Origin of the sequence: Marinobacter sp. DSM 26671, from assembly GCF_900112835.1 — a bacterium.
GTDB lineage: Bacteria > Pseudomonadota > Gammaproteobacteria > Pseudomonadales > Oleiphilaceae > Marinobacter > Marinobacter flavimaris.
This window is the reverse complement of the sequence record NZ_FONF01000018.1, coordinates 63,634-89,682: the sequence shown is the minus strand read 5'-3', so window position 1 is coordinate 89,682 and position 26,049 is coordinate 63,634. Positions and strand designations below refer to the sequence as shown.

General features: G+C 56.4%; 27 protein-coding genes. 13 read left to right on the top strand and 14 right to left on the bottom strand.

All coding sequences use genetic code 11. From position 1 onward, the window contains the following. Positions 1–304, top strand: a 304-nt coding sequence (locus BM035_RS17245) for a transposase (RefSeq protein WP_139216046.1), incomplete at its 5' end; no start/stop codon positions are given. A gap of 61 nt (positions 305–365) precedes the next feature. Here BM035_RS17245 and BM035_RS17240 read toward each other — a convergent pair. Further along, positions 366–1,175 carry a hypothetical protein gene (locus BM035_RS17240; RefSeq protein ID WP_139216060.1) on the bottom strand — a complete coding sequence of 270 codons (810 nt, stop codon included), beginning with the start codon at positions 1,173–1,175 and terminating at the stop codon, positions 366–368. Between the two features lie 109 nt (positions 1,176–1,284). Between BM035_RS17240 and BM035_RS17235 the strand changes: the two genes are divergently transcribed. From BM035_RS17235 to BM035_RS17225, 3 genes are read left to right on the top strand one after another with little or no spacing between them, the layout of a single operon-like run. Further along, the gene (locus BM035_RS17235; RefSeq protein WP_092033312.1) at positions 1,285–2,076 is read left to right on the top strand and encodes a hypothetical protein; all 792 of its coding nucleotides are present in this window, start codon (positions 1,285–1,287) and stop codon (positions 2,074–2,076) included. 32 nt (positions 2,077–2,108) lie between these two features. Next, positions 2,109–2,339 carry a hypothetical protein gene (locus tag BM035_RS17230; protein WP_092033310.1) on the top strand — a complete coding sequence of 77 codons (231 nt, stop codon included), beginning with the start codon at positions 2,109–2,111 and terminating at the stop codon, positions 2,337–2,339. Between the two features lie 47 nt (positions 2,340–2,386). Next, positions 2,387–2,839, top strand: coding sequence for a DUF6641 family protein (locus BM035_RS17225; RefSeq protein WP_254775525.1), 453 nt, complete (start codon positions 2,387–2,389; stop codon positions 2,837–2,839). Between the two features lie 585 nt (positions 2,840–3,424). Here the strand turns inward: BM035_RS17225 and BM035_RS17220 are convergent. Then, positions 3,425–3,613: a hypothetical protein gene (locus tag BM035_RS17220; RefSeq protein WP_092033308.1), complete on the bottom strand. Its 189-nt coding sequence runs from the start codon at positions 3,611–3,613 to the stop codon at positions 3,425–3,427. Positions 3,614–3,779: 166 nt separating this feature from the next. Beyond that, positions 3,780–4,220 (bottom strand): universal stress protein, encoded by a 441-nt coding sequence (locus tag BM035_RS17215; protein ID WP_053113016.1) that lies wholly within the window; start codon positions 4,218–4,220, stop codon positions 3,780–3,782. Between the two features lie 189 nt (positions 4,221–4,409). Here BM035_RS17215 and BM035_RS17210 point away from each other — a divergent pair, with 189 nt between their 5' ends. Together BM035_RS17210 and rhtB are read left to right on the top strand one after the other, a co-directional pair. Further along, on the top strand, positions 4,410–5,372 hold the full coding sequence (locus BM035_RS17210) for a calcium/sodium antiporter (RefSeq protein ID WP_008169295.1): 963 nt from the start codon (positions 4,410–4,412) through the stop codon (positions 5,370–5,372). A 3-nt stretch (positions 5,373–5,375) separates the two neighbouring features. Continuing rightward, positions 5,376–5,996, top strand: coding sequence for a homoserine/homoserine lactone efflux protein (gene rhtB, locus BM035_RS17205; RefSeq protein WP_008169293.1), 621 nt, complete (start codon positions 5,376–5,378; stop codon positions 5,994–5,996). Positions 5,997–6,008: 12 nt separating this feature from the next. Here rhtB and BM035_RS17200 read toward each other — a convergent pair whose 3' ends face one another. From BM035_RS17200 to dctP, 8 genes are all read right to left on the bottom strand, one after another. Then, positions 6,009–6,449, bottom strand: a complete 441-nt coding sequence (locus BM035_RS17200) for a DUF4124 domain-containing protein (RefSeq protein ID WP_008169290.1) — start codon at positions 6,447–6,449, stop codon at positions 6,009–6,011. Positions 6,450–6,568: 119 nt separating this feature from the next. After that, positions 6,569–7,777: a glycolate oxidase subunit GlcF gene (glcF, locus tag BM035_RS17195; RefSeq protein WP_008169287.1), complete on the bottom strand. Its 1,209-nt coding sequence runs from the start codon at positions 7,775–7,777 to the stop codon at positions 6,569–6,571. Positions 7,778–7,779: 2 nt separating this feature from the next. Then, a complete protein-coding gene (glcE, locus tag BM035_RS17190) occupies positions 7,780–8,847 on the bottom strand; it encodes a glycolate oxidase subunit GlcE (RefSeq protein WP_014578257.1) in 1,068 nt (355 codons plus the stop codon). Continuing rightward, positions 8,840–10,312, bottom strand: coding sequence for an FAD-linked oxidase C-terminal domain-containing protein (locus BM035_RS17185; RefSeq protein ID WP_008169283.1), 1,473 nt, complete (start codon positions 10,310–10,312; stop codon positions 8,840–8,842). Before BM035_RS17185 ends, glcE begins: the two co-directional genes overlap by 8 nt. 39 nt (positions 10,313–10,351) lie before the next feature. Next, a complete protein-coding gene (locus BM035_RS17180) occupies positions 10,352–10,777 on the bottom strand; it encodes a GlcG/HbpS family heme-binding protein (protein WP_008169282.1) in 426 nt (141 codons plus the stop codon). Positions 10,778–10,799: 22 nt separating this feature from the next. After that, entirely contained in the window at positions 10,800–12,332 is a 1,533-nt protein-coding gene (locus BM035_RS17175) for a TRAP transporter large permease (protein ID WP_008169280.1), read from the bottom strand. Next, entirely contained in the window at positions 12,329–13,033 is a 705-nt protein-coding gene (locus BM035_RS17170; protein ID WP_008169278.1) for a TRAP transporter small permease subunit, read from the bottom strand. The genes BM035_RS17175 and BM035_RS17170 overlap by 4 nt, the downstream gene beginning before the upstream one ends. A 100-nt stretch (positions 13,034–13,133) precedes the next feature. Then, positions 13,134–14,180, bottom strand: coding sequence for a TRAP transporter substrate-binding protein DctP (gene dctP / locus BM035_RS17165; protein ID WP_008169277.1), 1,047 nt, complete (start codon positions 14,178–14,180; stop codon positions 13,134–13,136). Between the two features lie 344 nt (positions 14,181–14,524). Between dctP and BM035_RS17160 the strand changes: the two genes are divergently transcribed. The 6 genes from BM035_RS17160 (at position 14,525) to astE (ending at position 19,756) form a co-directional block, all read left to right on the top strand. Continuing rightward, a complete protein-coding gene (locus BM035_RS17160; RefSeq protein ID WP_008169272.1) occupies positions 14,525–15,283 on the top strand; it encodes an FCD domain-containing protein in 759 nt (252 codons plus the stop codon). 154 nt (positions 15,284–15,437) lie between these two features. Continuing rightward, the gene (locus BM035_RS17155; protein WP_008169270.1) at positions 15,438–16,208 is read left to right on the top strand and encodes an ABC transporter ATP-binding protein; all 771 of its coding nucleotides are present in this window, start codon (positions 15,438–15,440) and stop codon (positions 16,206–16,208) included. 99 nt (positions 16,209–16,307) lie between these two features. Next, positions 16,308–17,060, top strand: coding sequence for a transporter substrate-binding domain-containing protein (locus tag BM035_RS17150; protein WP_008169268.1), 753 nt, complete (start codon positions 16,308–16,310; stop codon positions 17,058–17,060). Positions 17,061–17,109: 49 nt separating this feature from the next. Continuing rightward, positions 17,110–17,814 (top strand): ABC transporter permease, encoded by a 705-nt coding sequence (locus BM035_RS17145; RefSeq protein WP_008169266.1) that lies wholly within the window; start codon positions 17,110–17,112, stop codon positions 17,812–17,814. A gap of 3 nt (positions 17,815–17,817) precedes the next feature. After that, on the top strand, positions 17,818–18,540 hold the full coding sequence (locus BM035_RS17140; RefSeq protein WP_008169264.1) for an ABC transporter permease: 723 nt from the start codon (positions 17,818–17,820) through the stop codon (positions 18,538–18,540). Between the two features lie 160 nt (positions 18,541–18,700). Further along, positions 18,701–19,756: a succinylglutamate desuccinylase gene (astE, locus tag BM035_RS17135; protein WP_092033305.1), complete on the top strand. Its 1,056-nt coding sequence runs from the start codon at positions 18,701–18,703 to the stop codon at positions 19,754–19,756. A 16-nt stretch (positions 19,757–19,772) separates the two neighbouring features. Here astE and BM035_RS17130 read toward each other — a convergent pair whose 3' ends face one another. Together BM035_RS17130 and BM035_RS17125 are read right to left on the bottom strand one after the other, a co-directional pair. Continuing rightward, entirely contained in the window at positions 19,773–22,799 is a 3,027-nt protein-coding gene (locus BM035_RS17130; protein WP_092033303.1) for an efflux RND transporter permease subunit, read from the bottom strand. Then, positions 22,799–23,878: an efflux RND transporter periplasmic adaptor subunit gene (locus tag BM035_RS17125; protein WP_092033301.1), complete on the bottom strand. Its 1,080-nt coding sequence runs from the start codon at positions 23,876–23,878 to the stop codon at positions 22,799–22,801. The genes BM035_RS17130 and BM035_RS17125 overlap by 1 nt, the downstream gene beginning before the upstream one ends. A gap of 166 nt (positions 23,879–24,044) precedes the next feature. Between BM035_RS17125 and BM035_RS17120 the strand changes: the two genes are divergently transcribed. Next, positions 24,045–24,680 (top strand): TetR/AcrR family transcriptional regulator, encoded by a 636-nt coding sequence (locus tag BM035_RS17120; RefSeq protein WP_008169253.1) that lies wholly within the window; start codon positions 24,045–24,047, stop codon positions 24,678–24,680. Positions 24,681–24,702: 22 nt separating this feature from the next. Here the strand turns inward: BM035_RS17120 and astB are convergent, their stop codons facing one another. Further along, on the bottom strand, positions 24,703–26,043 hold the full coding sequence (gene astB / locus BM035_RS17115) for an N-succinylarginine dihydrolase (RefSeq protein WP_008169251.1): 1,341 nt from the start codon (positions 26,041–26,043) through the stop codon (positions 24,703–24,705). Between the last annotated feature and the right edge of the window lie 6 nt (positions 26,044–26,049).

Below are 26,049 nucleotides of genomic sequence, written 5' to 3'. Positions count from 1 at the left end.
CCAATACCCACAGATCTCTCGTTCCTGGCAAAGCCACTGGGATAACCTGATCACCATCTTCGAGTACCCGCCGGCGATCCGGAAAGTGATCTACACCACCAATGCCATTGAGTCGCTGAACAGCGTGATCCGCAAAGCGACCAAGCGCCGGAAGCTGTTCCCAAGTGATGACTCGGCCCTGAAAGTGGCCTTCCTGGCGATCCAACAGGCCTCAAAGAAATGGACCATGCCGATCCGTGATTGGAAGCCGGCATTGAATCGCTTTATTATCGAATTCGGTGACCGCCTGGACGGCCACCTGTAATGGGGTGGGCAGTTACACAGATTTATTTACAGGCTCCGTTTGCGTGATTGTAAACCGGATTTCAGTCAATTTCCATGTCAGCAATCCGCTCTAACTCATCTACCATCTCCTTTTTGGCTTTCAAAAGTCTTTTCTTGTGATCCTCTTCGCGCTGCTTTTTCTTTTGGCAAAATTCATCGTAGTACTTTTCGCCACCAACCTCCGCGAGGTACGACATAAACACTGAATACATTTTCTTTACAACCTCGTCTTTTGCAATCGGCACAGGCTGTATTTTTACTTTTTCGCCACCTCTCTCAACTACCGCGTACAAAAAACAATCGTTTCTTCCCTGTTCGTCAACAATATTACAGATATGCTTGTTCTCAAACGTAAACGATGGCTTCAAGCTATCTTTCATTCTGTCAAAATTGTAATACCCGTCGAGTACATATTCTCCGAACTCCTTATCTTTGCTCCTATCATATTCTTTACTTTTTCTTATTACACCATTTATTCCACCTTCTTGTTGTAACCAATCAAACATTGTCATGTTCTCGTCAACTCCAACCTGGTTTTCAATAGCCTTGTCCAGCGCCTTCGCGTACGCGTAATGTTTCTTAGAATTTCCGAATATCGCTTTGCTTATAATTATTGTAAGCTTCGTATTTTTTCCGAATTTGAAATCGACACAAGATTTTAGCGCTTGCTCATAAACTTCTGATTTGCAACACAGCCGATACAGAGATAAACACTCGCCCATCAATCGATGTAGAACCTTATCCGCTCTGTCTTTTTGTGCTTCCCATAAGCCATGTTTTTCCCTCAACTGGCCCAGTGTATACGCCATTGTGCCTTTAACATCTACATCCAAAATTTCAGTTTTCATCATGCAATCCTCGTTTTGATTGAATCGTTTTCTCAAACGATGAATACATGATATACTGACCGACGTTTTTTGAATTCCAACAAGCAATAGAACCTTTAATCGTTGTTAACATATGCTACGTTTTTTTATCTCACCCCACCCGACGTTCAAATCCTACAAAGCACCTGATAGGGAGAGAGCAGAAAAGTCTCCATATTTTTGGTGGTGGTACGCGCTGACACTGAATACCGAATACGTCCGGCTTTGTGAGCAAAATGCTGACGATATTCTGTTAACAGACATTCCAACCGAAAATGAACAGAAAATGAGGAGGGTGCACGAGGATTTTGGGGACGTTCGGTATGAAGGAGATAGATATAAAGCGTTTTGTGACTGGTGGCGAACCCCTGTAAGCACTGGAGAACGTAGGGGTGAATTCTTGTTTGCGGAGCCCGTGCACACTAGTACAGTGAGCGTGTTAGAGAGCGTAACGGATGCCGAGCGCACCATAGCCTCCGCTGACACTCTAGTTCTCAGCATACCTCTCAATCGTCAGCGTCAGCACGTGGATAAGGCAATTGACAAACTCCTAAAAAAACACATGAGAACTGAAAAAGGTAGAGCTGTTCGTAACCCTAGACAGAGCAGGGCACGCTATCATCTAAATAAGGCGGCGGTTCCGAGTGCCTTAAAGAAATCTTTTGATTTATATGATGCCAAACGACTTTCGAAAGAAAAAAACGAGAAAATTAGCAATTTTGATTTGGCGAAGTCTATTGATTTAGCCTACCTTAAACAGAAAACGTTAGATGATAGCGTTTTGGACGAAGCAGCTAAAAGAAGAATCATTTCTGTACAGGTAACTCGATATATTACTCAAGCCGAAAAAATTATTTCAAAAGTTTTATACGGCGAATTCAACTAAATTTTATCTTGTATAACTTGGAGTGAGAAACTATGAATTCATTTAAAGAGCTCATTTCCGGTACAATGGGCTTTGTTTTTATGATTTTAGGAATTTTAATTGCTATTGGCAGCATTTATTGGCTGTGGGTTGCAATTCAGATTGGCAGCTTTGGAATGTTTTTAGTTGGAATTTTTCCTTTATTTTTTGTGATAACTGGACCCGTTGGCGCATGGGGATTGCTGTTCGGCATGCCAGGCTGGGTTTTTAGTATATTCGGTTGATGCTCTATTTTTCGGATGACTTCTGCTCCACTCAGAAAGTACATTGTATGTACTTAGACATGGAGGAAGCAGGTATGGTTTTTTTGAAGAATTTTAAGTTTGTTGAGCTTAAGGGGACGAATAATAAAAGCCCGATATTCAGTAGACGACTAAAATTGATTGCAAAAATCGAAGAGCAACTACTCCTTGCCGGCGACAGTGATTACACACCGACAAAAACGAAATGGGTTACCGACAGCGACGGCAATCAGAAGAAAGTTGAAGTGCCCAAGCGTGTTAAACGGTGGTGGGCAAAAACTGCGGACGGCAAGGTTAACCTAGTTGTGCGCTACGGCAGCAAGCCGCTAGAGTTCGCAAAGGGAAAAAACGCTATCCAGCTAGACAGCGAAGCCGAAGTGAAGAGCACATTGGATAAACTGAAGGAAGCCGTCGAAGCTGGGGAACTGGATGCAATAATTGAGCAACAGGCGCAATCCGGCTCGCAATTTAAAAAGGAATAATGATAGACACTAAGAAGACTTGGCTAGGGAGAAATTTATGCGACTGGTTTTCGTAATTTTAATTCTCGCTCTGATGAGTGGTTGTACTACAACACAATCTGTTATGGAGTCATGGGTAGGAGCGCGGGAATCTGAGTTACTCTCTAGCTGGGGAGCGCCGTACTCTTCTATTAATACACAAGATGGAAAGCGCGTTCTTACATGGCAAAACTATTGGGGGCAATATAATCAAAATATCTGCAGGCAAACCTTTACTGTGGGTAGTGATGGCAGGATAGAACACTGGAGCTACAGCGGATGCCCACTCTAAAGCGTTCGCTTCGCAAAACACCAGTCGCTTCGTCCGGCTAAAAAGCGAGCACCACGTAATATGCGCGAACAAGTTTGCGCCACAGTCTGTAGCATACTTTATCGCATACCATAATTCTATAAATATAGACCATTGATTTTAATAGGTTTTTAGTAACGCAGTTTATTGAAAATCCCCGTGTCGGTGGTTCGATTCCGCCTCCGGGCACCATTAAGAATTCAGACAAAACCCGCCTCGTGCGGGTTTTGTTGTTTCTGAGGCCCGAGAAAGCCGACTCACGCTGAGATTCTTTGGGCATTGCTAGCCCTGGGATCAATGCGCTCTTCCATCAGCCGTCGTTCACACATGGCCCTTTTCAGTTCCGAGTAATTGGTGGGGCTCGGATCTTCTTCGTAGCGCTCCTGGGCCAGTCTCGCCAGGTCGCACTTATCAAGCCACTTCTCAATCAACTCTGCAGTCTTCATAGCCACCTCGTTTCGTTGAATTTACCCGGTCAGCATAAAGTCTCTGCCACAGAGCTATCTCGGTTGTTTTTCGCATGAATTGTGGCGAAACATGGAGTGCATTGAGGATCAGAAATGAAAAAGCCCGCTTCATGCGGGCTTTGGAGAGTCTACCAAGTTTTGCCGGTTACTCACTAACCACCGTCACCGGACGATGGGCATGCCTGACGACCTTCTCGCTCACACTGCCAAGAGTGAGGCTTCTCAACGTAGAGTCGCCGCGGCGCCCCAGAAACATATGGGAGCCGGGATGTTCATCGAGGTACTCGACGATTTCCTTGGCCGGATCACCCTTTAGCAGGACTTCTTCCGCCGGCTCAACAATCCCGCTTACCGCCTGCTTCGCGGCATCAAATGCCTTGCGTCCGTATTCGCTGGCTTGTTCGTCAATGTCACTCTGCGGTATGCCACTTACGATCAGTCTCTCGAGCTTGGTACCGGGGAAGACGGCAAGCAGTTTGAGTGGCTGGCTCGTCGCTTTGGCAAACTCTGCTGCCATTTTGGCGGCGTGTGATGAATGCTCCGAACCGTCACACGCGACTACGATGCTTTGATTTCCATTTGCCATGTCATCAACTCCTTTCCTGATCAATGTTTAACCAAACTAACATTGCTGCGGCCATACGAGGGTTGATTGAAATCAATTACAGCGGGATCGGTTTTATGGTCGAAGCGCATTTGTACCTATTGCCGGAACCTGTGGCACCATTAATCCTTGCGCTGCCGAGACGGCAATTGATGACAAGGAGTGATTGAAATGCTGATGGCCATTGGGGCGATCATTGCAGGCCTGATTCTGCTGGTGTGGAGTGCGGACAAATTTGTGGAAGGCTCGGCTACCACAGCCAGCCACTTCGGTACGCCACCACTGCTCATCGGTATGGTTGTGGTGGGTTTCGGCACGTCTGCGCCAGAGATGGCCGTGTCTGCACTGGCGGCCTCGCAGGGTAATCCCGGTCTGGCTCTGGGCAACGCCTATGGCTCAAATATCACCAACATTGCGTTGATTCTGGGCATCACAGCCCTGCTGGCGCCGATCGCCGTTCACTCCCAGGTCATGCGAAAGGAGCTACCCATTCTCATTCTGGTCACCGCCTTTGCCGGCTGGCAACTGTGGGACGGAGATCTGAGCCGGATGGATGCCATCGGTCTGATGCTGGCTTTCGTTGTACTGATTGGCTGGAGCATCTACCAGGGCCTTCGGCAACCAGACGATGCTCTCGCTACAGAGATGACCGAAGAAGTGAACGCAATGCCAGTGCGCAAAGCCATTTTATGGCTGGTGGTCGGACTGCTGCTGTTGATTATCAGCTCCCGCATACTGGTGTGGGGTGCGGTTGATCTGGCGACCACCTTTGGCATCAGCGATCTGGTTATCGGCCTGACCATCGTGGCCGTTGGTACATCACTTCCGGAACTTGCCTCATCCATCATTGCCGCCCGCAAAGGAGAGCATGATCTGGCCCTGGGCAACATTCTGGGTTCCAACCTGTTTAACACCCTTGCCGTCGTGGGGATTGCAGGACTGATTGCCCCCATGCCGGTGGCGCCAGAAGTGCTCACCCGTGACTTCCCGGTAATGGCTGCCCTCACCCTGGTTCTGTTTGCCATGTGCTATGGCTTCCGCGGGCCCGGACGTGTCAACCGGTTTGAAGGGAGCGCCCTGCTACTTGCCTTCGTGGCTTATACCGTGTATCTGTTGGCTTTTTCGGGAGCGTAAATCATGTCACTTGCAGCCTGGCTGACCTTCCTTGTTGCAGCCGTTCTGATCAGTGTGTCCCCGGGTGCAGGGGCGATCAATACCATGAGTAATGGTATGCGTTACGGCGTTCGCCGATCGCTGCCGGCAATCATGGGGCTGCAGCTTGGTTTTGGCATCCAGATTCTGCTGGTGGGTGCCGGCCTCGGCGCCATCATCGCGTCCTCCAACATCGCCCTGTCGGTTATCAAATGGCTGGGTGTTGCCTACCTGATCTGGCTGGGCATTTCTAAATGGCGAGAGCCTGTGATGGAATCCATGGACGATGACCGCCAGCCCGTTAGCGGGTACAAGCGGTTCTGGAATGCCGTGTTCGTGAACCTCACCAACCCCAAGGCCACGGTCTTTCTGGTGGCCCTGTTTCCACAGTTTCTGGTAGCAGGCGCACCCCATGGCCCGCAGTTGCTCACCATGGGCATCACACTGATTCTGGTGGATTGCCTGGTAATGCTCGGCTACGCCCTGCTGGCAAGCCAGCTGTTCCGGTTTATGACCACAGCCCGGCGCCAGCGGCAGATGAACCGCGTATTTGGCGGCCTGTTTGTGACCGCCGCTGTCGCCCTGGCCAGCTTCAAGCGCGCCTGATATCAGCCTGAATCAGCGCAGGATGCACTCGCGGCTCAGCTTTTGGCTGAGCGTCCTGCGCTGCTGCCGGAGACTGTTCCCCCGGTCGTTGCTATAGCCCGCCCGCAGTTTAGACTGGATCCGCTCCAGTTTGCTTCTATAGGTTGCGCAGGTCTTCTCCAGCTCGGCATCGGCCTTTTCTTTTGCCGTTGCTCCGGAGCCCGTCGGGCGACCGGAGGCAAGCAGGCCTTCAACCTCTTTGCGGATTCCTGACACGCGTTTGCCTTGCCCGAGATTCTCGGACATCGGCACCGTGACAGGCGCCTGCACGTCAAGCTGCTTATGGGGAATTTCTCCCGGCGGGTAATCGGAAAAATGCGCTACGCCCCGGCTGTCTATCCAGGTGTATACCTCGGCACTGACTGCTGAAGTGAGAAATAAAGACAAAACAAGACCAGCCATCATCCTTGGCATACGGTTCCACTCCCTGTGGTTCGGTAATTTGGCAGGGCAGTATAGCGAAAAAAGCCCCGGACTTGGGGGCAGATAGGCTCGGGGCCGGATGAACACCTCATCCGGCCCCGATTTCGGTTCTACTGGTCGAGAAGCTCGATCCAGTGCTGCACCGGCACCGGCGACTTGGTTTCCAGGTGCATCTGGCAACCGATATTGGCGGTCACGATGCGGTCCGGATTGTCGACGGTCAAAGCCTTCAGTTTGTTACCAAGCAGCTTCTGGCTCATCTCCGGCTGGGTCACCGAATAGGTGCCAGCGGACCCGCAGCAAAGGTGCTTGTCCTTGGTCGCAGCCAGGTTAACACCCGCCCGTGTCAGCACCTGCTCCACCACACCATTCTGCTTCATTGCGTGCTGCAGGGTGCAGGGACAATGGAATGCCACCTTGCCCGGGTCCTGCCGGACCTTGAGCTTTTCCAGATCCTGTTTCAGCAAAAAGGCGCCGAGATCGGTGCACAGCTCGCTCACCTTCTGGGCCTTGGCGGCATAGACCGGATCGTCCTTCAACAGATGACCGTAATCCTGAACCATCGCGCCGCAACCGGAAGCCGTCATGATGATTGCCTCAGCCCCCGCTTCGATAGCGGGCCACCAGGCATCAATGTTCTGGCGCATTCTTTCCAGGCCTTTCTCGTGCTCGGAAAGGTGATAATTCACGGCACCACAGCAGCCAGCCTCCGGGGCTTCCACCATGGTAATGCCGAGCCGATCCAGAACCCGGGCGGCGGCTGCATTGGTATTCGGAGTGGCCGAAGGCTGCACGCAACCGGCCAGTGCCAGCACAATACGGCTGTGACTGGCTGCAGGCCAGGGGCTGGCCTGCTTTCTGGGCGGCACCTTGGTGCGCAGTTTTTCCGGTAATACCGGGCGGAAAACCTGCCCCAGACGAAGCAGAACACCGAACAACTGGCGGTTGGGAATCACCCGCGCCAGGGCCCAGCGCAGCCACTTGTCTTTCGGCTCCCTGGGCATCTCCTTTTCCATCAGGCCGCGGCTGATGTCCACCAGGCGGCCATACTGGACACCGGACGGACAGGTGGTCTCACAGCTGCGGCAAGTCAGGCAGCGGTCCAGGTGCTCGCGGGTTTTCTCGGTAACTTCCGCCCCTTCCAGGAACATCTTCATCAGGTAGATCCGGCCACGAGGACCGTCACGCTCGTCGTTCAGCTCCTGATAGGTCGGGCAGGTAGCGGTGCAAAAGCCACAATGCACACAGGCCCTCAGGATCGACTCGGCTTCCTGGCCTTCCTTGGTGTTAGCAAATTGTTGAACCAGATTCGTCTGCATAATTACAACCAGCTGTATAAACGTCCGGGATTGAAGATATTGTCCGGATCAAAGGCATTCTTGATGCGGCGCTGGATGCCCTTCAGGGCCTCCGGCTGGTGGTGCATCACCTCACCGGTGCGATCGCCACCACGGAACAGGCTGACCTGGCCACCGGCAGCACGGGCCGCAGGCTCCAGATCTTTCAGCTCACCGGCGCCACGGAACCAGCGCTGGGAACCAGCCCAGTCGATAAACCAGTTACCTTCCAGTTTCGGTGTGGCAGCTGTCGAACCAACGGAGAAGCGCCACAAAGGCACGTCGTTACCGGCAAAAAATTCGTGGTGCATATCCTGCACCTGTCGCCAGAAGTGGTCGCCCTCTTCCATCACTTCGCCGGACCACTTTTCAGCGGTGGCTTCCACACCGGATTTCGCACCGGCCAGGCGCAGGTAAACCTTGCCGTCCACCCAGCAGGCGGCAGTAATGGGCTTGGGCTCGGCCGCCCGGCTGTTCATATAGTGAACCACCTCGTCCATGCCCATTTCCTGAACCAGGGTCAGGGAAGCGGCCGGTTTCGGCATCACTTTCATGCTGATTTCAGTAATTACGCCCAGGGTTCCCAGGGCACCGGCCTGAAGACGTGATACGTCATAGCCGGCCACGTTTTTCATGACCTGACCACCAAAGCGAAGATGTTCGCCCTTGCCATTGAGCAGCCGGATACCCAGCACCTGGTCACGCACCGAGCCGGCCCAGGGGCGTCCCGGACCGGAAAGGTTACAGGCCAGGGTGCCGCCGATCGTGGAGGCGGCACCAAAATGGGGTGGCTCAAAATGCAGGCACTGGCCTTCTTCAGCCAGAGTCGCCTCGATTTCGCTCAGCGGCGTGCCGGCACGGACGGTCAAAACAAGCTCCACCGGGTGATAGTCAACGATACCGGTATGCTCGCCCACGTTGAGGGTTCCGGCATCGGTGTCGGCTTCCCGGCCCATAAAGGCCTTGGTGCCACCGCCGACAATATTGAGTTTGTGCCCGCTGTCCCGGGCCTGGAGCACCTGCTCCTTCAACTGTTGGGAAATATCAGCCATGGGCGGCTTCCGTATGTTCGTGCGTGTGTTGTTTGTGCTCAAGGGAGCGGTATTCCTGACAGAACCGAAGGGCCGGTACGCCCTTGCCCGGGTTCAGGATACCGGCGGGATCAAACGCGGCCTTTACGTCGTGGAACTGCTGGAGCTCCTCATCGTTGAACTGCACCGCCATCTGGCGAATCTTTTCAACGCCAACGCCGTGTTCACCGGTAATGCAGCCACCTACCTCCACACACATTTCCAGGATGCGTGAACCGAAGGCCTCCGTGCGCTCGAATTCGCCGGGCACATTCGCATCAAACAGGATCAGCGGGTGCAGGTTGCCATCGCCGGCATGGAACACGTTGGCGACGCGCAGACCAAACTCCTCGGACATCTTCTCCATTTCCGTCAGAACATAAGCGATCTCACGACGGGGAATGGTACCGTCCATGCAGTAGTAGTCCGGTGAAATCCGGCCCACGGCCGGGAACGCAGACTTACGGCCTTTCCACAGCAGGGCTCGCTCTTCCTCGCTCTGAGAGGTCCGAACCGAAGTGGCACCCAGCTTGCGGAAGACTTCTTCGGCCTGGGCAATGTGTTCGTGAACTTCCTCCTCGGTGCCGTCCACTTCACACAACAACAACGCCTTGGCGTCCCGCGGGTAGCCGGCCTGGGCGAAGTCATCCGCTGCGATGATGGCGTGGCCATCCATCATTTCAAGGCCACCAGGGATAATGCCGTGGGAGATAATCCCGCCCACGGCGTCACCACCTTTCTGCACGTCATCAAACCCGGCCATGACAACCTGGGCTACTTCGGGTTTCGGCAACAGCTTCACTTTGACTTCCGTCACCACACCCAGCAGCCCCTCGGAGCCGGTCATCAGCGCAAGCAGGTCCATCCCACAGCCGTCCAGACCATCACTGCCCACGGTCACGACATCACCCTCGGCGGTGACCATTTCCACGCTCAGGATGTTGTGAACGGTCAGACCGTACTTGAGGCAATGCACGCCGCCCGAGTTCTCGGCCACGTTACCGCCAATGGTGCAGGCGATCTGCGAGGAAGGATCTGGCCCGTAATACAGACCGTACTGGGCCGCTTCTTCGCTGATGGCGAGGTTTCGCACCCCGGGCTGCAGTCTTGCCGTTCGGGCCAGCGGATCAATCTCCACGATGCGATTGAACTTGGCCAGCGACAGTACCACGCCCTCCTTGTTGGGCATGGCACCGGCACTGAGTCCCGTTCCGGCTCCACGGGCCACCACAGGTACCGCGTTCTCGTTACAGATGCGCATCACCCGCTGCACCTGTTCAACGGTTTCCGGCAGCACCACCAGCAACGGCATTTCGCAATACATCGACATGCCGTCGCATTCGTAGGGCTTCATGGTTTCGTCATCGGTGATGACGTAGTCCGGGTCGATAAACGCCCGGAACTGCTCCGCCAGCTCGGCTTTGCTGACTTTCGGCTTGGTAGTCATAGCACTCTCTGGGTTCGAATTACGTCAGTGTGACAGTCATCAACCGCGTTTTGTTTCAAAGTGGTCAAGACCGGCCTGGGCACAGTCCATATCCTGCTGGGGGGTACCGGAACTGATTCCGATACCACCCACCACTTCGCCGTCGACGATCACCGGCAGACCACCGCCAACAGAGCTGATGCGCCCGCCAACTTCGGTGTGGATACCGAAAGCGAGACTGCCGGGCACGTTCACCTTGTTGTAGTCATGGGTGGCTTTCTTGGCCGCAGCCGCCGTGAAGGCCTTGTCCTGGGCAATGGTCACACTGGTGATCTTGCCGCCGTCCATGCGCTCGAAGGCCACCAGATTGCCGGATTCGTCCACCACAGCGATGCACATGGGCACACCGATTTCACGGGCCTTTTCAGCCGCGCCCTCAATGAGGATGCGCGCCTCGGCAAGGTCCAGTCGTTTGATCGTCAACATAAAGCTTTACTCCTTGATTTGATTAACCGTAAACCAGCCCTGGCAGCCAGGTTACGATGCCGGGGATCAGGACACACATGAACAGTCCGAACGCCTGAATCGCCAGGAACACCAGGGAAGACTTGAAGATGGTACCCATGGAGATTTCCGGAGGACAAACGCCGCGGATGTAAAACAGTGCGTAACCAAACGGCGGACTCAGGAAAGACATCTGCATGTTCACCAGGTACAACACACCGAACCAGAGCACCACGTCGTCACCGGCTACCGGCGGGAAGCCGAACAAGCCAGGGAATTCCAGCGCCTTCACAATCGGAATGAAGATGGGCACTGCCAGCAGCAGGATACCAACCCAGTCAAGGAACATACCCAGAACCACCAGCAAGACCATCAGCAGGAGCAGGATCCCGTACGCCGACATGCCGGTTCCAAGTATGGCGTCGGTGACAAACTGCTGACCACCCTGGAGGATGTAGAAACCGACGAATACCGATGCACCGAACATGATCCACAGAACCATGGCAGACGCCTTGGCCGTGGTCACGGAGGCTTCGCGAAGGCCGGCAATCGAGAACTTCTTGTGCATCATCGCAACGATAATGGCACCGAACGAACCGATACCAGCCGCTTCAACCGGCGTGGCAATACCACCGAAAAGCAGGCCCAGAACCAGACCAACCAGTGCAAGGGGTGCAATCAGGTTGCCCAGAAGCTTGAGCTTTTCTTTCAGACTGATCCGGTCTTCCACCGGAATGGGCGGGCCCAGCTTCGGATTCAGCCAGCTGCGCACCAGAACATAAGTCAGGTACAGACCGGAGAGCATCAGACCGGGCAACAGAGAGCCCAGATAAAGCTCGCCCACAGACTGCTGTGCAACAACGGCATACAGAATGGCCAGAATCGAAGGCGGAATGAGGATACCCAGGGTTCCACCCGCCATGATGGAGCCGATGGCAATCTTGTGGTCGTAATGACGTTTCAACATGGCCGGCAGTGCGATAATGCCCATGGTGACAACGGCGGCACCGATAACACCGACCATCGCAGCCAGAATCGTAGAGGCGACAATGGTTGCAGCAGCAAGGCCGCCACTGATGCCGCCCATCCACTTGTAAACCACGCTGAACATTTCTTCGATCAGGCCCGCGCGTTCAAGCATCGACGCCATGAAGATGAACAGAGGGATCGCAGCAATGTCGGGGTTTGCCATCAACGGGAAGATCCGGCCGGGGACAATGTTCAACATCATGGCGTCACCCACCAGGTAGATGAACATGACACCAAGACCACCGGTCACGAAAGCAAGCGGCAGCCCCATCATCAGGGCGACAGCCAGAGATCCAAACATCAGGTAGGTCAACGGCCCGATTTCGACGCCGGACAAGCTACCCGAGAGCTTGAAGAGGAATTTGTCATCACTCCATGGGTCATAAAAGAGAATGTTGATCAGTTCAACACAGATGACAAACGCCAGACCCACGGTGGCGATGATCATTAACCATGTACCCAGTTTTCCGGCCATGCCGCTGCTGGGCGCTGCAGTTGTTGTACTCATGATGTGCGCTCCTGACCGAGACGGATGAACAGTACGATGTCTTTAAGCAGCTTCGAAAAGCCGGCGAGCAGCAACAGGATTGCGCCCACAAACATCACGCCTTTCACGGGGTAATACTGGATACCCCAGGTCTCGACAGTGGTCTCTTGCATCATCAGGGAGTCCTGGAAGAAGGTCCAGGATGTGGTGGCCAGAACGGCTGCAAATATGAAGAAGAACATGGAGGTGAAAATATCCATGCCCACGCGCCCGCGAACCGGCAGGAAGTTGTAGACGACGTCTACCCGAACGTGCGCTCCGTGCAACAGCGCAAAGGCACCGGCAAGGATGTACTGCATACCGAAGATCAGGAAGCTGGCCTCATGCACCCAGATCGTTGGCATGTTAAAGATGTATCGCATCACCACTTCAAAGAAATAGAAAAGCACGGCGTTGATGGTCCAGAACGCAACGAAAAGACCTGACTTCTCGCACATCCAGTCAACGATTTTCGTAAACCAGTTACCCTCGTACTCAAAGTGAGCAAGAGGATCATCTTCTTCAGACTGCAGCTCGGAAACCGTTTTCTCGGGCTCGGCGTCATCTCCGCCGTGCTTACTGCTCCACTTATCCCAAGCCATCATGAGCAATGGCATTACCGCAAGCCAGCCCCAGTAGAACCAGTGCGGCAAAACAAAGCCAAAGGAACTCAGATCAGACATGTTGTTACCACCCAGATCAAAGAGCGAGGAAGGGAGGGCTAATCCTTAGTCGGCTAACCCTGCCTTCCTCGTGTGTCGTTTTTTATTTGAGCTTTGGAACTCAGAAGCCCTTGATGTCTTCTTCGGTTATGTAGCCAACCGTGTCGTTCATCATGTACTTCAGCTGGATATCCAGGATGGCGCGCGCGTCATCATTCTTGTTGGCCCAGTTGAACCAGATGGGGATCGCAGCTTTACGCCAGGTTTCCAGATCTTCCTGGCTCAGGCGGGTAACCGTGTCGCCATCCGCCTTGAACTTCTCCATCGCCTCGATGTTGCGCGCCTGGATGGCCAGGTAGTGCTTCTGGGAGTAGATCCGAACCTCGTCCTCAACCAGCTGCTGAAGCTCAGGCGAGATAGAGTTCCAGGCACGCAGACTGACGGTCAGATCCATCAGGTCCACCGGCTGGTAGATAGACATCACGCCGGGAGGTCCAAAGATGATGTAGTCAGTAACCTGGGAGAAGCCCAGCTCGTAGTTGACCGCAGGACCTACAAAGTCCGCCGCGTCAATGGTGCCTTTTTCGAGAGCCGGGAAAATATCCGAGCCCGGCAGACTGACCGTGGACACGCCAAACTGCTGGAAAACCTCGGCAACCATGCCTCCGGGTACGCGGATCTTCATACCTTTCAGGTCGTCAAGACTGTTTACCGGCTGCTTGGAATGGATGATGTTGGCATCGTGCTGGATCGGGCCAACGTAGAACAGGCCGAACTTCTTGTAGATTTCCCGGGTCTTCTCGAGCATACCCATGGAGTAGAACATGGTGTCCCACTGATGGGGCTGATCCGGACCCGCTGGGTAGGAAGACAGGAACACAGAGGCAGGGATCTTGCCCGCCCAGTACAGGGTGAACGGGTTCATACCCTGCAGCACGCCGTTACGAACAGCGTCAAACAGCGCGTTGTTGTCGGCAGCAACCGCCTTGGCCGGGAAGCACTGGAACTTGAGCTCTCCGCCGGACTTGGCCTCAATACTCTTACACCACTCCTCGAAGAGCGTGTAGCCCACCGTACCCGCGTCCCAGGTCGACTGGATTTTCCACGTGGTAGCAGCTTGGACCTGACCTGCGCCCATGAGCATTGCGCCTGCCAGAGTGGCGCCCATGGCGATTGTCTTGAGGAAACTTCTGCGAGGTGGGGTCTCGCCAGTGTCACAGCTATTTCGGATGTTATTCTTCGAATTCATCGAAACGTCTCCGTTGGCTTTGTTTTTATCAGCGTCTATGGCAACGCCGGCGCAGGCCGACATTAGAATGATATTCGTAGCCAATCCGGGTTTAGTCCAGTTCGGTGAGCACTGGTCTGACCAGTTTTTGAAGTATTAAAAATGGACGAAATACTCTGAATCGGCCATATTTAACGGGCTCGGACGCACATCAGCTGAGAACGGAAACACCTACAATCAGAAGCATTCACTGGTCAGACCAGAGAGCATAAACAGGCCCCCAAATGGCAATCTCCCAGGAAATCTCATATCGGCTGGAACGCCTTATTCTCGACGGCGGGCTGGCTCCGGAGCAGAAGATACCGTCCGAGCGCCAACTGGCGACCCGGCTGGGTGTTTCCCGCGCAGTGATCCGGGAAGCCCTGCATGAGCTTCAGGGCCGCGGCGTTATTGAGACCCGCCACGGCAAGGGGTCGTTTGTGGCCAGCATGGTGCCCGGCGCGAGCGAGCTGGGAGAACAGAGTCCGCTGATGCATCTTTTCGAGGGACATCCCCGCACACTTTTCGACCTTCTGGAAGTACGCGAACAACTGGAAGGCCAGGCCGCCTATCTCGCTGCCCTGCGGGCAACCCGCCTCGACCGGCATCGCATCACGAAGGCGTTCCGGGCGCTTGAGGATACCGACCCGCTTCGTAACGCCCGTCTCGACCATGGTTTCCATCTTGCGATTGTCGAGGCATCCCATAATCCGGTACTGGTGCATGTGCTCAACAGCCTGAAAAACATGATGTTGTTGACCGTTCAGGCCTCGGTTGCCAACCTGAACCCGAGAGAAGAAATGCGGAAGAAAATCGTCCGCCAGCACCGGCAGCTGTATGAGGCCGTCATCGCTGGCAAGCCGGCCAACGCCCAGAAGGTGGCGATGGCCCACGTACGGTTTGTCAGTGAGGCCATGAGAGACATGGAGAAAGACGGAGGCAAACTGATCAGGCTGCCCATTGAACAGGACAAAGCGAATGATCATTTGCGGGCAGAAGCCTAGCATGGCAAAAAGCTTGCATTGAACAATCATTCGACCACAATGTCATGCAGCGAACGGCGGTGAAATTCGGTAAAACGCTCTCTTTAAGGGATTGATTTCCGTATCCACAGTCCGTAAAACATGCGCCTTTGAATTACAGCCCCAGGAGTCACCCATGGCGGACCAGTCGCCTTTGATCTGCAGGGACATTCACAAGACCTTTGACCAGCTTGAAGTGCTCAAAGGTATTTCACTGGAGACCCGCAAAGGCGACGTGGTTTCCCTGATCGGCAGCTCCGGCTCCGGCAAGAGCACCCTCCTGCGTTGTATAAACCTGCTGGAAACCCCCACTTCCGGCGACATTATCGTGCACGGCGACCCAATAAAGTTCACGACCAACCGCAGGGGCGAACGCATTCCCGCGGATAACAAGCAGGTTGAGCTGATCCGCGCCAAACTTTCCATGGTGTTCCAAAGCTTCAATCTCTGGTCTCACATGACGGTGCTGGAGAACATCGTTGAAGCGCCGATCCACGTGCTCAAGGTTCCCAAGAAGGAAGCCATCGAGCGCGCGGAAGCCTATCTGAACAAGGTGGGCATCTACGAGCGCAAGGACTACTACCCGGCCCAGATGTCCGGTGGCCAGCAGCAGCGGGCGGCTATTGCCCGGGCCCTGGCCATGGAACCGGAAGTCATGCTGTTTGACGAACCCACGTCGGCGCTGGACCCTGAGCTGGTGGGGGAAGTACTGAAGGTTATGCAAAGCCTGGCCGAGGAAGGCCGCACCATGATCGTGGTTACCCACGAAATGGCGTTCGCAAGGGATGTGTCGAGTCAGGTCCTGTTTTTGCATCAGGGCGTGATCGAGGAACAGGGTACCCCCGAAAAAGTGTTTGATCACCCGGATTCGGAACGCATGAAGCAGTTCCTGACTCCCAACTTCTGACACTCGGTGCTATCTTGAACCGGTGAAAAATAAAATGCTGGAACCAAAAACTTCCATCAAAAATAAAGCCCAAAAGGCAAACCACTGGAGAAGTGACACATGAAAAAACTGATTGTTGCAGCAAGCTGCGCCCTCGCCCTGATTGCAGGCGGTGCACAGGCCCAGGAACGTAGCCTCCGCATTGCATTCGACGTGCCCTACGAGCCGTTTGAGTACAAAGACGAGAACGGCGAGCTGACCGGTTTCGAAGTGGAACTGGCCGAAGCCATGTGTGAAGAAATGAACGCTGACTGCGAATTCGTTATTCAGTCATGGGACGGCATGATCCCGGGTCTGCTGGCGCGTAAGTTTGATCTGATCATGTCTTCCATGTCCATCACTCCGGAGCGGGCCGAGCGGGTTCTGTTCTCCGAGCCGTACTACAACACCCCGGGTGGCTGGTTCGGCCCTGAGAGCTTCAACACCGACGTCACCGACATGGACGCCATGAAGGGCAAGACCGTGGGCGTTCAGCGTGGCACCACCATGGACACCCACGTAACCGAAAACATGGGCGGCATTGTGACCATCAAGCGTTACACAACCGCCGATGACATGGTTCTGGACCTTGAAGGCCAGCGTCTGGATGTCGTCTTCGTAGACTATCCGGTAGGCGAGCAGACTATACTGCCCAAGGAAGGCTTCAAGGAAGTTGGTGAGCCCGTAAAGCTGGGTGAGGGTGTTGGCGTTGCCATGCGCAAGCGAGACGCGGATATCGCAGAGCAAGTGAATGCAGCCCTTCGCACCCTGAAGGAAGATGGGACCTACGACACCCTCATGCAGAAGTACTTCGCCTACGACATCAAGATGTAAATCTGCCTGGAGCGGCCGTTAAGGCCGCCTCTGCTTACCGGACGTTCCCATGCTTGATCTGAAAGGTTATGGCCCGGCCCTGATAGACGGGGCAATCGTTACCCTTGAGCTGGCCTTCCTCTCTCTGGCCCTCTCGGTTGTCCTGGGACTGATTGGCGCGCCTGCCAAACTGTCGCAAAGCCGGGTTGCCAGAGGCATCGCCACCACTTACACCACCTTGATACGTGGCGTGCCAGACCTGGTCATGATGCTGCTGTTCTACTATGGCGGCCAGGTTGCCGTAAACATGCTCTCGGACTACATCTGGGAAGCTTACGAAATCGATTTTTTCTTTCAGTTCGACCCGTTTATCTCTGGCGTGGTAACGATCGGGCTGATCTTCGGCGCCTACATGACCGAAACTTTCCGAGGTGCCTTTCTGGCGGTTGAAACCGGCCAGATTGAGGCCGCCCGCGCCTACGGCTTTACCCGCCTGCATACTTTCCGCAGGATCATGCTGCCTCAGATGCTGCGCCATGCCCTGCCCGGTCTGGGCAACAACTGGCAGGTTCTGCTGAAGACCACCGCCCTGGTTTCGATCATTGGCCTGACCGACATGGTTCGTGTGGCGGAGGAAGCCGCCAAGGCGGAGCGCATGCCGTTCCACTTTTTCATTCCGGTGGCATTTGTCTATCTGGCCCTTACGGCGGGGTCTGAGCTGTTCATCAAGTGGCTCGATAAACGGGCCAATGTCGGCGTGGTTCAGGGGGGTTAACGGATGCCTGATTTCATTGCCGAGTGGCTGAACCAGAACGAAATCTTTACTGCCATGACCATCATGGAATACTGGGATGGCATGGTGACCACCGTGCATCTGGTGTTTCTGTCCCTGGTTATCGGTTTGCTGGTGGCGGTTCCGCTGGCCATCCTCCGGACGGTTCGCAACCCCTTCGTCTCCGGCCCGGTGTGGCTTTACACCTATCTGTTCCGCGGCACACCATTGCTGATCCAGCTTTACATCATCTATTACGGGCTGGCCCAGATTGAGGGCATCCAGGAGACCTTCTGGTGGGAGATTTTCCGGGAGCCTTTCTACCCGGCACTGCTGGCTTTCACACTGAACACGGCGGCCTATACCACGGAGATTATCCGCGGTGCGATCATATCTACACCCAACGGTGAAATTGAAGCAGCCAAAGCCTATGGCATGAACTGGTTTATGCGGATGCGGCGGATTGTGCTGCCAAGTGCAGCGCGGCGGGCGGTGCAGGCCTACTCCAACGAGGTGATCTTCATGCTGCACGCCAGTGCGATTGCGAGTGTAGTAACCATTGTGGATCTGACGGGAGCAGCCCGTAATATTTACTCCCGGTTTTATGCGCCGTTTGATGCGTTTATCTTTGTGGCACTTTGCTATATGGCGCTCACGTTTATACTGGTTTTTGCTTTCCGCAAACTCGAAACTCATCTTCTGAAGCATCAGCGGCCGGTGAACGGCTGAGCCCGCGGAACATCATACTTCAGTGCCCGGGCAGGCAGGGTATTGCCTCCCGGGAAACGCTACGAGCACATCCATGTGCGCTTGACTGAAGCCATCCATGGCTTCAGACATTCCCGGGAGGCAATACCCTGCCCGCCCCCAAACCTGGTTCGGGGCTTCTATGTCGGCAAAACAAGATCTGTTCGGAACGAATTGTGACTGGCTTTCCCACGCCCTGGACAACCCAGCCGCATCACTCCCAGAAATCAAGACCTTTCTCCCCGACGGTACCCGAATCAGCCGCAAGGCCGTGGGTGTTCTGGACATTGTTCCCCCGGCTGGCCGAAGCAACCCGAATGCCGAGGCCATCATCGTTTCCGCAGGTGTTCACGGGAACGAAACAGCGCCCATTGAGGTTCTTAACGGACTGGTTTCCGAACTGATTGAGGGCGAATGGGAGCTGGCTTGCCCGGTCTTGCTGATTCTGGGTAATCCCCCCGCGATGGTCGCAGGGAAGCGCTTTCTGGAAGTGAACCTCAATCGGCTGTTCGATGGCGCGCATAGTCGGAACGAGTATGAGGGGCTGGCCGAGGCTGCGCGGGCGCAGGAGCTTGAGGAGGCTTGCCGGCAGTTTGCCATGGCCAATCCCCAGGCGCTCTATCACTACGACCTGCACACGGCCATTCGGCCGTCACACCGGGAGCGGTTTGCACTGTATCCGTTTGTTGAGGGCCGGACGGTTCCGGTCGACCAGCGTGATTTTCTGCTGGAGGCGGAGGTGGAGACGCTTCTGCTGCAGCACAAGGCGGGCACCACGTTTTCGTCGTTTTCCTCGTCGCTGTTGAAGGCCGAGAGTTTTACCATGGAGTTGGGTAAGGTTCGGCCGTTTGGTCAGAATGATCTGGGGCGCTTTTCCGGCATCCAGGATGCCTTGCGACGGCGGTTCCGGGGGCTACCCTCACCTGCGCCGCAGCCGCCGTTTGATCACCTGACGGTGTTCGAGGTGGTGCATGAGATTCTGAACACCGGGAAGAACTTCCGGTTCCACATTCCGGACGATGTCGCCAATTTCACCGAGTATCAGCCCGGCACAGTCATCTGGGAGGACGACGAGACCAGTTACCGGGTGGGGCATTCACCAGAGGCGATTGTGTTCCCCAATCCGGAGGTTCCGGTGGGCCATCGAATCGGGCTGATGATCCGGCCAGAAACGGGGTCAGATGAAAGTTTCATCTGACCCTCGTTCCGGCTGATCAGGCCGGGGCGTTTTCGGGTTCCGGCACGCTGGCTTTGATCAACTGGGTGCAGACAGCCGGGATGACCAGCAGCGTGAGCACCGTTGAGGCCAGCAGGCCGGAGATGATGGCCCAGGCCATGGGTGGCCAGAGCGTGGAGCTTGAGAATGCCAATGGCAGCAGGCCGGCCACGGTGGTTGCTGTGGTCAGCAGGATCGGGCGGGTGCGCTGCTCTACCGCGTTGCGCATGGCGTCGCGGATGTCTCTTCCTTTCTCCAGTTCCCGATCCATCACGTCCAGCAGAACGATGGCGTTGTTCACCACGATTCCCACGAGGGCGATCACGCCAAGCAGAGACTGGAAACCGAAGGGTGAGCCGGACAGCACCAATCCGGGGAAAATACCGACGGTAGCCAGCGGCACCGTCAGAAGGATAATGCCGACCCGGCGGAAGGAGTTGAACTGCAGCAGCAGGAAGAACAGCAGCAAAAGCATCCCGATGGGGGCTGCGGTGAGCAATGCGGTATTGGCTTCACCGGAGCCCTCAGCATCGCCGCCCATGGCCATGCGGGTACCCGGCGGTAACGGGTTTCTCTCAAGCCCTGCGTAAAGGCCGTCCAGAGCCTGGCTGAAGCTGTAACCGGTTTCGAGATTAGCCGTGACGGTGTTCATTCTTACGCCATCACGCAGGTATCGAGCCGCCGGTTCCCAGGTGGTATCCACTGTCGCTACTGCTGAGAGCGGTACGGCGTCCCCCCGGTCGTTGTAGATATTCACTGACAGCAACCGTGAAAGCGACAGGGCCGTGCCCTCGCGGGAACGCAGCACCAAGGGGATGGGATCCTCTTCCTGGCGATAGCGCTCAGCCACCACACCAAAGCTCTGGCCATAGAGGCTCTGGGCCACATCGGCCCGGGTCAGGCCGTAGCGGGCCGCCGTGGCATCGTCGACGTTGATGGCAATACTCGGAACGCCAATATCCAGGTCATGGCGGACATCAACCGTGCCCTCAACGCCTCTCAGAATGCTGAAGATCCGCTCCACCGCTTCGATCCGGGCACCATCATTGGCATGGTAGACACGGATTTCCACCGGCGCAGCCCTGGGCGGCCCCTGCCCGAGGATACCCACGGTCACATCCAGTTCCGGCATCTGGTCTTTCACGTGCGCGCGAATCCAGCGGATCATGCCGGTAGTGTCTTCCAGTGTGGGTGTGGTAACCACCAGCCGTGCCCGGTTCGGTGCCTGGGGGGCGCGCTGCAGGTTGTAATAAAATGAAGGTCCGGTGAAGCCTAAGAACCGGTGGACCTTCAGGGCGTCCGGCTGTGAACGGATAATTCGCTCCAGACTTTCCGTGGCCTCAGCCGTGCGGGCCTGGTCGGTGCCTTCGGGCATGTAGACTTCGACAATCACCCTCGGGCGATCGGCATTCGGAAAGAACTGCTGGGCCATGAAGGGGGTCATCGCAAGGCTGATGCCCACAAGTATGGCGCCGGCGGTAATCAGCCGTCCGGGGTAACGGGATACCAGGCCACCCAGAAAACGGGCTACTCCGATCAATCGGTCCTGGCCCGCCTTGCGGCGGGGCTTCAGGAATCTGGCCGCCAGCAAGGGAACGGCGGAGATAGCCAACAGATAGCTGACGGACAGTGTCAGCATGATCATAACCGGCACGCCACGGGTGAAATCCGCAGCACCGCCCTTGGCCAGAAGCAGGGGTGCGAAGGCCGCCAGTGTCGTTCCCGTTGAGGCACCCAGCGGGCCGGCCAGCTCGCTGACGGCCTGGCGCAGGGCATCCAGCCGCCGCATGCCCTCATCCAGGTGCCCCTGGATGTTTTCGACGATCACGATGGCGTTGTCGATCAGGATGCCCAATGAGATCACCATGCCAATGACGGCGATCTGATGCAGCACGCCCCCACCGAGGTCATAGAGCCCGACACTGATCAGGGCAACCATGGGCAGAATGGACGCGACCAGCAGCCCCATACGAATGCCCATGCCGGTAAAGACCACCGCCACGATGATCAGCACTGAAAGCACCAGGCTCCAGGCCAGGTTATCGAGCCGTTCCTGCACCTTGTCCGGCTGGAAGAACATCTCCCGGATCTCGTAGGGTTCAAAGTCTCCGCGAATCTGCTCCATGCGTTCGCGCACCCGCTGACCAAAGCGGATCGCATCGGTGGTGCCCTCTTCCATAATGATGGAGACCAGCACCACCCGTTCGCCGTCGTACCAGGTTTCCGGCTGTCTGGGTTCTACTGGTCCACGCCAGACATCCGCTGCCGCGGCCAGGGGCACCTGTGAGCCATCCGGAAGTTCAATGGGCGTGGCGCGGATGGCGTCAATATCGGCAAACTCGCTGTTGGGAAGGACCGACAGGCGGCGGCCATTGACCACCACGAAGCCGCCGGGAATGGTCTGGTTTCGCCGCGCCAGCGTGTCCAGCACCCGCGCCGGTGAGATACCAAGCCGGAAGAGCGCGGCATCGTCCAGTGCCAGGGTAATCTGCTCGTCTGCATCGCCTTCCAGCTCAATCCGGGAAACCCCCGGCAAATCCGAGAGGTTCTGCTTCAACCGTTCAGCAACGTCGGATAGTTCCGTTACCGAGGGCGAGCCACCTACGGCCATGACGATGGCAGGAATATCGATTAGACGGTCATCAAGTACCATCCGGCCCACATCGTCCGGGAAGTCCTGCTTCGCGCGCTCCATGGCCTGGCGCACTCGGTCCCAGGCGGGGTCGGTGTCGTAGATGTCGTCATTCAGGCGCAGGCGCACGATGGCAACGCCGGTACGGGCGGTGGACTGGGTATAATCCACCTCCTCCACCTGCCGAAGTTCATCCACCAGGGGCCTGAGTACGAGCCGTTCAACGGCCTCGGCGCTGGCACCCGGATAGTTGATGCTGATCAGGCCGGCCCGGTAGGGAAACGACGGGTCTTCCTGGCGTGGCATGGTGCTGTAAGCCGCGATACCCAACAGGCAGAGCATGGTCACCACCATGCCCAGCAGACGCTGGCAGTTCAGAAGCCGGCGGGTCATCAGCGCACCTCCACGGCATCACCGTCCGCCAGCCGTGTCATGCCGGCATAAACCACCAGGTCACCCGGGGACAAATCGCCAGAGGTAACCACCACCCGCTCGCCCACGACCCGGTCGACTTCCACCGCAACACGGGAGGCCACATTATCCCGGACCCGGAACACACTGACGCCCTCGGCGTTGCGGATCACCGACAGCAGGGGCACTGTGATGGCAGATTCCCGAACAGGCGTGATGCCCACTTCTACCGGCTGGCCGGGCTCCAGGGTGTTTACCGGCAGGCTCACCAGAACCGGATGCAGCTCGCCGCGAATGGCGCTGGCCTGGGCAATCTCGACCACCGAACCGGATTGTGGCGGGCGGCTGCGGTCCTGGACGGACCAGACAGGCAAGGTTTGCTCCAGCTCGACATGATCCAGCAGATACGCCGGTACCCGCACCTCTACCTCACGGCCCTCGGGCGAGGAAAGCCGCATCACCGGCTGTCCGGCCGCCACGAATTCGTCCCGCTCCACCAGCAGGGCTTCAACCCGTCCGGAAAAGGGCGCCCGAAGTGTACTTTCCTCGAGCAGCTGGGTTGCCTCCGCCAGGGACGCCCGCGCCGTTGCGACGCTCGCCTCCAGGGAGTCCCGCCGAGCTGCGAGCTGCTCCAGCGTCTGTTCGGACACCACACCGCGCTCGTGCAATCGGCTGGAGCGCTCCCACTCCCGCTGAGCCTGCTGATACTGGGTTCTCAACTCTTCCAGGCGGGCCCTGGCAGAATCCCGGGCCGGCTCCAGGCCAGGATTGTAGACCCGGGCGAGCAGATCACCGGCCTGCACCTTCTGACCGAGCTCCACCGCCTGCTCCTTGAGGGTGCCACTGACCTGGAAGGTCAGTGTCGCTCGCTGGGTAGCACGAACAATTCCGGAAAACCGCAGCGGCATATCCTGGCTCTCGCCGCCGGAAACTTCAGACACACGCACTGAAACCTTCTGCTGCCCGGACTCCGGGGCTACGTCACTGGCTTTACAGCCCGACAGAAACAGTGAAAAAACCGCAAGAGAAACGATGGCAACGGGGATTCGAAGTGGTGTCATGACTCTTCCTTTCATCCTTGCTTGTGTAGTTGGCGGGGTCCTGTCCCTGGAGAAACCCGATGATTGATTTAGACATCATGTCATTCTTTGACATTTTGTCAATAATCGGGTTTGATTCGATTTCAGGTATCCTATGCGTGCTGTTGCCAACTTACCGGATGATTGAATGAGCGAACCGCTGAAAACCCGTCGCGAGCGTGAGAAACAGGCCCGTTACGACACCATCCTGGACGCCGCCGAACTGGTGTTCTCGGAAAAGGGCTACGAACGCACGTCCATGGACGACATCGCCCGTACCGCCAGCCTTAGCCGGGCCTTGCTGTACGTGTACTTCAAGGACAAGGCTGCGATACAGAGGGGCATTATGCTCAGGGCGGGCCATAGCCTGTTCCGTCGATTTGAAGAGGCAAGACAGACCGCGGATAACGGGCTGAGCCAGATCCGGGCGATGGGAGAATCCTATTATCGCTTCTATCTGGAGGAACCGGATTACTTCTCGGCTTTGACCAAGGCGTCCACCGCCATGGCAGAGGCAGACGAAAGTCAGGCAGAGGAAATGTTGTGCTCCAAATCAGACCTGATGGAGCTGATGGTGGGGGCCATCGAACTGGGGCTACGGGACGGCACCATGAACCGCGACCGGATCAACGACCCCGTTCAGACCGCACTGTACCTGCGCGGGGCCCTGCACGGGGTGATCCTGCTCTGCCAGTCGGAAATGGGCGAGGGTAACCCGGCGTTTCCGGCCGAGCAGCTGATCCGGCACACCATGGATATGCTGACGTCGTCGATTTCTGCCTGACAACTCGCAGCCCGGCAGGCTGCTAGAGCTGGAAATCGTAGATGGAGCCCAGGCCCATGATCCCGGTGAGTTCGTCCAGGGCTTTGCGAACCTCCTCCAGCAACATCGGATCGCCAAGCTCGTTCTGGCTGAGTTCATCCCGGTAATGGGCTTCCACCCAGGTGGTCAGGCGCTCATAGAGTTCATCGGTGAGCAACACACCCCGGTTGATGGCTTTCAGCTCATCGTCGTTGAGCACCACCCTCAACCGCAGACAGGCCGGGCCACCGCCATTGCGCATAGACTGCTTGACGTCGAACACTTCCACCGCGGTGATCGGCCCGCCGGACTTCACCAGGCCATCCAGATAACGGCTGACCGAAGCCACTTCTCGGCACTCGCCGGGCACCGCCAGCAGCATGCCGTCGGGTGTGTTCAGCAACTGACTGTTGAACAGGTAGGAGGCCACGGCATCTTCCAGCGGCACATCGGCACTGCTGACCCGGACCGCTTCCAGCTCGGCACCGGTGAGCCGCTCCCTGATGTCCGCCAGCACCTGCGCTTCGTTAAGAAACGCCATTTCATGGTAGAAAAGCGTATTACCGTTGCCCACCGCTATCACGTCGTTGTGGAAAACGCCGCCATCAATGGCGTCCGGATTCTGTTGGGCAAACACCGCATTCTGGTCCCTGAGACCATGCAGCCGTGCCACCGCCTGGGATGCCTCAAGCGTTTGCCGTGCCGGGTATTTCTTCGGAGCCGGAGCCTGCTCGTTGAACGCCATCTGGCCATACACAAACAGTTCCACGCCGGGCTCACCGTAACCGGCACACAACCGGGTGTGGTTGGCCGCGCCCTCATCGCCAAAGTGGCTCACTGATGGCAGCGCCGGATGGTGCGCAAAATAGCTCTCGTCGGCAAAAATGGATTTCAGAGCCCGTCCGGTCACCGCATGCTCAATGGAACGGTGGAACTTGGCGCTCAGGTTGGCCGGAGTGAAATGCACGCGATGGTCAGAGGTATCGGCACTCGGCGATACCGTGGCCGCATTGGCCGTCCACATCGGCGACGCAGAAGAGACTGCCGCCAGGATCGATGGACTGGATTTGGCCGCCTGCTCGAGAACGCGAGCGTCCGGACCTTCGAACCCCAGGGCCCGAAGTGTCGGAATATGCGGCCGCTCATGGGGAGGCAGAACGCCCTGCACATAGCCCCGGTCCGCAAGGCGCTTCATTTTGGCCAGGCCCTGCAGTGCCGCCTCCTTCGGATTCGAGACGGAACTGACATTGGATTTGGAGGCTACATTGCCCCAGGACAGTCCCGCGTAATTGTGGGTGGGACCGACCAGACCATCGAAGTTTGCTTCAACCGCGTGTTTCACCATGGCACT